The organism is Bradyrhizobium sp. (assembly GCF_035701725.1).
Lineage (GTDB): Bacteria > Pseudomonadota > Alphaproteobacteria > Rhizobiales > Xanthobacteraceae > Bradyrhizobium.
In genome coordinates, this window is the sequence record NZ_DASSRP010000177.1 from 1 (window position 1) to 6863 (window position 6863).

Genomic DNA, 6863 nt, shown 5'->3' on the forward strand with positions numbered 1-6863 from the left:
GAGGACATGATGAACCTCGCGCTGTGGCTGAAGAAGAACCGCTACCGCGCCGATCAGGTGCAGACCTTCCTGCCCTCGCCGATGGCGACCGCGACCGCGATGTACCACACCGGCGTCAATCCGCTGCGCGGCGTGCGCCACGGGGCGAGCCAAAAGGTCGAGGCGATCAAGGGGCTGCGGCAGCGGCGGCTGCACAAGGCGTTCCTGCGCTATCACGATCCCGACAACTGGCCGGTGCTGCGCGAAGCGTTGAAAGCGATGGGACGCCGCGACCTGATCGGCTCGGGCCCCGATCAACTGGTCCCGGCGCACCAGCCGCCCGGCACCGGCAAGGCGGCCTCGACGCGCCGGCCGCTGCGCGAGGGCGGCAGGACTCAGCGCTTCACCACCAAGGGCGTGCCGATCCGCAAATAACGCGGACGCAGCACATCAGTTCGCTCACCAGAATCCCCTTGCATTATCCGGTTCCGGCTTGCCGCGGCGGTCGTAACGGCGGACCTTCACCACGCCTTTCGCGTTCGTGGTCTTGACGCTCGCGCACCTTCCATTCGGATGGTAGGTATACTCAAAATCGAAGAACACCGCGCCCTTGAGCATCTTGGTGACGCGCACGAGCTTTTTGCCGTCGTAGCGGCCGATCAGGTACACGCGGCCTTCGGCGTGAAGTTTGTCGGCCTCTTCCTTGCTGATCTTGTCGGTGAGGCCGATCGGGTGCCAATAGCCGCCCCAGCCGCGATAATATTCGACCGGCTCGTGCCTCACCATTGCGCGTGCGATCGCGATCCAACCAAGCCAGCCGCCGACGAGCACGACGATCAGGACGACCGCGCCGATCAGGATTTTTCCGATCAGGACAATCGCGGCGATCAGGAAGTCCATAACGGCCTCGATGGCAAGCGCTGGCCGGCTATTTCGTGCGGCGATAAAGCCCCTGGAATGTCACGCCGGCGCCGCCGCATCCGCCGTTGTCGCCGACCATCAGCCACGGCCCGATGCGCTGCATCTGTACGTGGCAGCTCTCGTCATTGGCGCTGACGAAATCGAGCATGTCGGCCGCGGCTGTGACGTCCGCCGCGAAGTCGCCGTTGTGGAAATCGCGCGCGGTCGGCACGGTGATGCCGCCTTCGACATGCAGCTTGCCGCCCTTTGCCGGCGTGATCTCGATCGGCCCGCCGGGGTGATACCACTTGCCGATCCAGTCCTCTGGTCTGGTCGGCGACATCCGCGCGACCTGCGTCAGCGCCGCGCTCGGCAGCCAGCCGGTCGCCCAGACCTGCTTCTTGGCGAGCGGCGACTGGAAGTTGACGCAGGTGAACGCGCCTTGCACAGCGCCGACGAACACGAGGTCGTCGGTGACGAGATAGGCATTCCTGCGGCAGGCATCCGTCGATGCGGGACAGGTCTCGGCCTTGAAGTCGTCGTCATACGGACTTTTGACGAAATTGACGCGCGGCTTCGCCGTCACCTTGGCGATCACCCAGGGTGACTTGTCGTCCCAGCCGACGCCGTTGCAATTCCGGGGATCTTCGGCGTCATAGGCCGCGACCGCCAGCGGCGGCGCCGTCAGCAACGACAGGAACAGAAATAACAGCCATGTGATCGCGCGCATCCGGGGTCCGGCCAAAAAGACAAGCCACCATCTAGAGATCCGATTCTGACATACGCTTTCCATACTCGCGGCACGCGGGCAGCGAATGTCAAATCCACTCCACTAGTCGCTTTGAGGCGGTTCCCGGTTCAAACGCGCAAGCATTCCCGAGCGCGCGACAGCATGATCATAGGTTAAAGCGGGAACCGGCACGATGTGCGCAAATGTGGAAATCGGCCAAATTGTCGATGTCTCTGGGGCAGTCTCGAGGCCGGATGTAAGCCTCGAGACTGCGCCAGCGACGATCCAACAGGCACTCTTTCAACGCAACGTGAGCTGATGCGGGATTTCATGCCAGCCCCCGGTGAAGATACCGTCGACGCGCTTTTGACCGGTACGTCGGATTTGTCGCGCTGGCTGCTGACGGTCGGCGTCCTGGCGATGGGAATGACGCCGCTTGGCCTGATCCTCGCCGGGATTCCCGGCGCATTATTGACCAGCGCTTTTTTTGTCTTTGTCTGGCTTGCCTCGATTGTCTGGGTCTTCGCCCAGCGCGGCTCGCTCGGTGCAACCAACGTCCTGCCGAGTGCGCTCATGATCGTGGCGTGGCCGGTGACGAGCGTCGCTTTCGCCCTTCTAGGGTGAGAGCGAAGCTACTTGCCGACAAAGGCCGTGATCAGCGCGATCGCCTGCGCGGGCTGTTCTTCCATGATCCAGTGCCCGGAATCCTTGATCACGGCAGCGCGAACGTCGACCGCCGCAAATCCGACCTCGCTTGCGAGCTTGGCGCCGTAGGAATGATCGCCACCGATCGCGAGCACCGGCATGGTCAATTTGCCTTGCTCGAGCAGCTTCTGATTGTCGAGCGCATCCTCGGCAAAAGCGGCGAACTGGCCGCCAAAGGCGTTGTGGATCGCAAGCGGCCGGGCATAGAGTTCGGCATAGTGATTGCGGGTCTGTTCGTCGATCCCGGCCGGGTTGGCCGAAAGCTCATTGTAGAATCGATCGAGCAGGATGCGCTCGCGCCCGGCGACCAGCCGTTCGACATCGGGCCCGCGAAAGTTGAAATGCCAGGTTTTCGGATTCTTCAACTGGTCGTCCCAGTGCCCGATCCCCGGCAGCGGCGCATCCATGACCACCCATTTCGTCGTCCGCGCCGGATACTGCGCGGCAAAGGCGTAGCCGACCATGTTGCCGATGTCGTGGGTAACGAGGACGACGTCCTTGACCCCGAGCCGGTCGAGGATTCCTGCGAGGTCGCGTGCCTGCTCGACCTTCCGGTAGCCGCCTTCCGGATGCGAAGACAGACCCATGCCGCGAAGGTCGGGCACGACGACCGTGTGATCTCTGACCATGACTTCGGCGAGCGGCACCCACATGTCACCGGTATCGCCAAAGCCGTGCAGCAGCACGACGGCAGGTCCCGACCCGCCGATGCGGACATACTGCGTGCCGTCGGCAACCGGCATCTGCTCGGCACGGAAGCTTGCCGGCCAGGGTTTCACGCCGCCATGTGCCTTGCTGCTGTCCACCGTCATCGCTCGTCTCTATTTATACGTCTTTATGTACGCGATGAGGTCGTCGACGTCCTTTGGATCGTGCATGCCGTCGAACGGCATCCGGTTGCCCCGCACCTTGGCTTGCGGATCGGTGATGTATTCGCGCAAATTGGCTTCGTCCCAGACCAGATTGGCCCGCTTCATCGGATTGGAATAGCGGAAATCGTCCAGCGCGGCGGACTTGCGTCCGACCACGCCCTTCAAGCTCGGTCCGAGCGCGTCGGGCTTGTCCTGATGGCAGGCGGCGCAGGCCTCGAACAGCACCTTGCCGTGCTCGGCATCGGCTGCGATTACCGGTGAGAGCGACGCCGCAAGGATCGCAGCGCCGAGAATGGTCGAAAACTGTCGCATGAAAATCCTTCGCACGGTGGACATCAGACCGGCACCAGCGCGCCGGGGTTCTTGAGATAGCGTTTGGTGATCGCCTCCGCCGACCAATAGGCCAGCGCGCCGACCAGGCCGGTCGGATTGTAGGAGGCATTCTGCGGAAACACCGATGCGCCCATGACGAACAGGTTATCGGCGTGCCAGGCTTGCAGATACTTGTTGACGACGCTGGTCTTGGGATCCGAACCCGTGATCGTGCCACCGGTGTTGTGGGTCGACTGATACGGCACGACGCTGTAGTTGCCCCGCCGCACCGATGCCGGACCGATCTTGGTCGGATTCATCGCACGTCCGATCCGCTCCATCTGGGCGCCGATATATTCCACGAGCTTGTGATCGTTTTCGCGGAAGTTGTAGGTCATGCGCACCAGTGGCCGGCCGAGCGCGTCCTTGTAGGAGGGATCAAGGTCCAGATAGTTTTCGCGGTGGGCGTAGCTACAGCCGGACGCGCCGATATTGAAGGCGTGGTTGTACCACTTCGCCGTCGCCTGCTTCCATTCGCGGCCCCAGCGCGGGGTGCCCGGCGGCACCGGACGGGTCTGGATCGGACGGCCATTGGTGGTGCCCGCGGCGATGATGGCGCCGCCGAAAAAGCCGAGACCGCCATGATCGAAATTGTCGCCGTTGAAATCGTCGATATTGGTCGTGTGCGCGCCCGAGGCCATGAACGGATTGATCACCTTGTCCTCGAAGAACACGGTGACCCGGTTGCCGGAGAGCTGGTAGCAGTAGTTGCGCCCCAGCGCGCCCTTGCCGGTCGCAGGATCGTATTGCTCGCCGATGCCCGCCATCATCATCAACAGGTTGTTGTTGAAGACATAGGCGCCGAGCACGACGAGCCCGGCCGGCTGCTCGTATTCCTCACCCGAGCGGGTATCGACATAGCGCACCGCTTTCACCTTCCTGGCCTGGCGATCGTAGACCAGCTCCTTCACATAGGCGTAGTTGCGCAGCTCGAATTTCGGATCGGCCAGAAGGTTCGGTAGAATGCAGACGTTCGGTGAAGCTTTCGCGTTGGCCTCGCAGCCGAACCGCTCGCAATGGCCGCAGAATTCGCAGGCCCCGAGCTTCAGGCCTTCCGGATTGGTATAGACCTCGCTCGAATTGGCCGACGGCCCCGCGAAGGTAGAGTAGCCGAGATCCTTGCAGGCTTTTTCCATGATGGCGCCGGCCATGGTCTGCGGCAACGGCTTGTTCGGATACTCGTTCTGGCGCGGCCCCTCGAACATGTTACCGCCGGATATCTTCTGGCCGCGCAAATTGCCGGCCTTGCCCGAGACGCCGCATATCTTCTCGAAGTGATCGTAATACGGCTCGAGTTCGTCATAGCTGACCGGGAAATCCTCGATCGTCATCTCGCTCGGAATGGCGCCCTTGCCATAACGCTCGGTGAGATGGGTTCTTAAGCGGTGGTCCGACGGCAGGATCCGCCAGGTCAGGCCGTTCCAGTGCGCGCCGGCGCCGCCAAGCCCGGTGCCCGGCAGAAACGAGCCGAGCCGCCGCACCGGCAGCGCCGTTTCCGATGGCGCGTGACGGAAACTGACCGTCTCCTCCTGTGCATCCTGAAACAGCTCCTGGCGCGACGCATATTTCAGATCGTCGCGCACGTTCGGCAGCGCGAAGGCTTCCGCCGGCATGCGCCGCGCGCCGCGCTCGAGGCCGACGACGTGCAGCCCGGCCTTGGTGAGTTCGCGGGCCATGATGCTGCCGGTCCAACCGACGCCGATCACGACCGCATCGACTTCCTTGAGGATCGTTGTCATGATGCGGACTCCTTCACGAGAAATCCGCGATCGAACGCGGCGGCTTGTCATAGACCTTGCCGAAATACTTCTTGATGTCGTGGCGATAGGTCGCCGGCAGACCCGGATATCCGACCATCTTCCACGACGCCATGTCGCGGTTGCCGCCATACATCGGATCGGCGAAGAAGCCCTCCATGGTGATCTGCAACAGCGCGTTGAAGAACATCGCGCTTGTGAAGCCGGCGAATTCCGCCTTGCCCGCCTCCATCGTCTTCAGCGCGGCAATCCGCTGCTCCTCGTTCAGGCGGTCGAAATCCTTCCCATAGACCTTGCGCGTGAATTCGTTGGCGGATGCGACGCCGGCGCGGAAGAATTCGCGTGGCGTCAGCGGGAGCTGATAGCCCTGTTCGGCCTTGCCCTTGGTGAACGGCCCCTGCCGGTACAGCCGCGCGCCGGTGCCGTAAGCGCCCGCGAGCTGGCGGTCAATGAAGTTGGCGACGCCGCAGTCGCTCCCCGAGGGCGACAGCTCATCGGCGGGGATCAGCGTGTCGGCGGCGGCGACGAAGAAGGCGTGCTCGGTCGCGCTCAAGGTCAGCAACGGCTCGTCGACCGGTGGCGTGGCCGATACCGCGGCGGGCGATGGTACAGGTTGTGCTTGTTGCGCTTCCGCAAGGCTTGCCGGCGTCAGCGCGGCGGCCGCGGCCCCCGCAACCGTCAGAAATTCACGGCGCCCGATTTTCGGGTCTTCTGCCATGACCGTCCTCCCCACCGTTGTCATTATTATTGGATTATTGAATTATTGGATTACACAGGCGACTCCGGACTTTGGCGATCTTGTGAGGTTAGCACCGTCGAGGCGCGCGGCAAGCGTTTCCCTCCGGGACAAGTTGCATGGCCCCATTCGCGCGTGTTGGTATTTCGTCGACCAGCCTTGAAGGCAACGCTCACGAAGGGGTTTACTTCGGCGGCTGCAATCCCGGCGAATTGACCCAGTCTTCGATATGGGCGGCCGTGTCGGCATGGCGGGCCTTCTTCACAAGTTCATCCCGTCCGCCGCCAACAACCATCTTGGCCTTCCGGCGCGCTTCTTCAGCGAACGCGGTCAGCCTGTCCTTCAGCGATATGGTCTGCTTGAAACGACGCCGCTTGATCATGGCGCTGCTCCTTGCTCGAGTGAGGCGGGAGCGCAACCGGCGTTCTCATCGCCGATAGATACCTTTGATCGTGCGGCGACGGGATGAAATCTGCGCCCAAATGCGGGGCCAGGCGAGTCTTTTGTTTGCTTTATTCGCCGTCGGCACCGGAACGTCCGCCAAGAGCGCCGGCTTACTCAAAATACCCAAGATGACCAATGTAGGCCGGAAACCGGCCTGCTGCGGCACGATGGCCTACCTGATTGCGGTCACGACCAGCTTGTGTGCGGCACGGGCGACCGCCTCAAGCCTGTCCATCGCCCGCGACCAGCTTGCGGTACTGGCCTTCGTAATCTCTGGCCATCCGGCTTGCAGAGAAGCGCTCCTCGAAGCGAGCGCGTATTTTTCGACGGTCCAGCTCATCGAGCCGGTTCACCGCGCAAGTCGCCTG

At 62.7% G+C, this 6863-nt stretch carries 9 protein-coding genes and 1 pseudogene; 2 read left to right on the forward strand and 8 right to left on the reverse strand.

Annotated features, from left to right (window positions below; all coding sequences use genetic code 11):
- Positions 1 to 414 (forward strand): DUF3362 domain-containing protein (locus VFL62_RS10600; RefSeq protein WP_325172328.1); only part of this gene is annotated, 414 nt, incomplete at its 5' end.
- Between the two features lie 24 nt (positions 415 to 438).
- Here VFL62_RS10600 and VFL62_RS10605 read toward each other — a convergent pair.
- Entirely contained in the window at positions 439 to 879 is a 441-nt protein-coding gene (locus VFL62_RS10605) for a hypothetical protein (protein WP_325172329.1), read from the reverse strand.
- A gap of 28 nt (positions 880 to 907) precedes the next feature.
- Positions 908 to 1609: a hypothetical protein gene (locus VFL62_RS10610; RefSeq protein WP_325172330.1), complete on the reverse strand. Its 702-nt coding sequence runs from the start codon at positions 1607 to 1609 to the stop codon at positions 908 to 910.
- A gap of 330 nt (positions 1610 to 1939) precedes the next feature.
- Between VFL62_RS10610 and VFL62_RS10615 the strand changes: the two genes are divergently transcribed.
- Positions 1940 to 2233 (forward strand): hypothetical protein, encoded by a 294-nt coding sequence (locus tag VFL62_RS10615; protein ID WP_325172331.1) that lies wholly within the window; start codon positions 1940 to 1942, stop codon positions 2231 to 2233.
- Between the two features lie 8 nt (positions 2234 to 2241).
- Here the strand turns inward: VFL62_RS10615 and VFL62_RS10620 are convergent, their stop codons facing one another.
- The 6 genes and pseudogenes from VFL62_RS10620 to VFL62_RS10645 all read right to left on the reverse strand — a co-directional run.
- Positions 2242 to 3126, reverse strand: a complete 885-nt coding sequence (locus tag VFL62_RS10620) for an alpha/beta hydrolase (RefSeq protein WP_325172332.1) — start codon at positions 3124 to 3126, stop codon at positions 2242 to 2244.
- Between the two features lie 9 nt (positions 3127 to 3135).
- Entirely contained in the window at positions 3136 to 3498 is a 363-nt protein-coding gene (locus VFL62_RS10625; protein WP_325172333.1) for a cytochrome c family protein, read from the reverse strand.
- A gap of 23 nt (positions 3499 to 3521) precedes the next feature.
- Positions 3522 to 5297 (reverse strand): GMC family oxidoreductase, encoded by a 1776-nt coding sequence (locus VFL62_RS10630; protein WP_325172334.1) that lies wholly within the window; start codon positions 5295 to 5297, stop codon positions 3522 to 3524.
- Between the two features lie 13 nt (positions 5298 to 5310).
- Positions 5311 to 6033 carry a gluconate 2-dehydrogenase subunit 3 family protein gene (locus VFL62_RS10635; RefSeq protein ID WP_325172335.1) on the reverse strand — a complete coding sequence of 241 codons (723 nt, stop codon included), beginning with the start codon at positions 6031 to 6033 and terminating at the stop codon, positions 5311 to 5313.
- Positions 6034 to 6235: 202 nt separating this feature from the next.
- Positions 6236 to 6433, reverse strand: a complete 198-nt coding sequence (locus tag VFL62_RS10640; RefSeq protein ID WP_325172336.1) for a hypothetical protein — start codon at positions 6431 to 6433, stop codon at positions 6236 to 6238.
- Positions 6434 to 6716: 283 nt separating this feature from the next.
- Positions 6717 to 6863: pseudogene (locus VFL62_RS10645) on the reverse strand (glycosyltransferase family 4 protein); the annotation flags it as partial.

What these genes read in the sequence shown, in the direction of transcription:
- VFL62_RS10605 (WP_325172329.1), bottom strand. Translation starts at nt 879, where the DNA reads ATGGACTTCCTGATCGCCGCGATTGTCCTGATCGGAAAAATCCTGATC.
- VFL62_RS10610 (WP_325172330.1), bottom strand. Translation starts at nt 1,609, where the DNA reads ATGCGCGCGATCACATGGCTGTTATTTCTGTTCCTGTCGTTGCTGACG.
- VFL62_RS10615 (WP_325172331.1), top strand. Translation starts at nt 1,940, where the DNA reads ATGCCAGCCCCCGGTGAAGATACCGTCGACGCGCTTTTGACCGGTACG.
- VFL62_RS10620 (WP_325172332.1), bottom strand. Translation starts at nt 3,126, where the DNA reads ATGACGGTGGACAGCAGCAAGGCACATGGCGGCGTGAAACCCTGGCCG.
- VFL62_RS10625 (WP_325172333.1), bottom strand. Translation starts at nt 3,498, where the DNA reads ATGCGACAGTTTTCGACCATTCTCGGCGCTGCGATCCTTGCGGCGTCG.
- VFL62_RS10630 (WP_325172334.1), bottom strand. Translation starts at nt 5,297, where the DNA reads ATGACAACGATCCTCAAGGAAGTCGATGCGGTCGTGATCGGCGTCGGT.
- VFL62_RS10635 (WP_325172335.1), bottom strand. Translation starts at nt 6,033, where the DNA reads ATGGCAGAAGACCCGAAAATCGGGCGCCGTGAATTTCTGACGGTTGCG.
- VFL62_RS10640 (WP_325172336.1), bottom strand. Translation starts at nt 6,433, where the DNA reads ATGATCAAGCGGCGTCGTTTCAAGCAGACCATATCGCTGAAGGACAGG.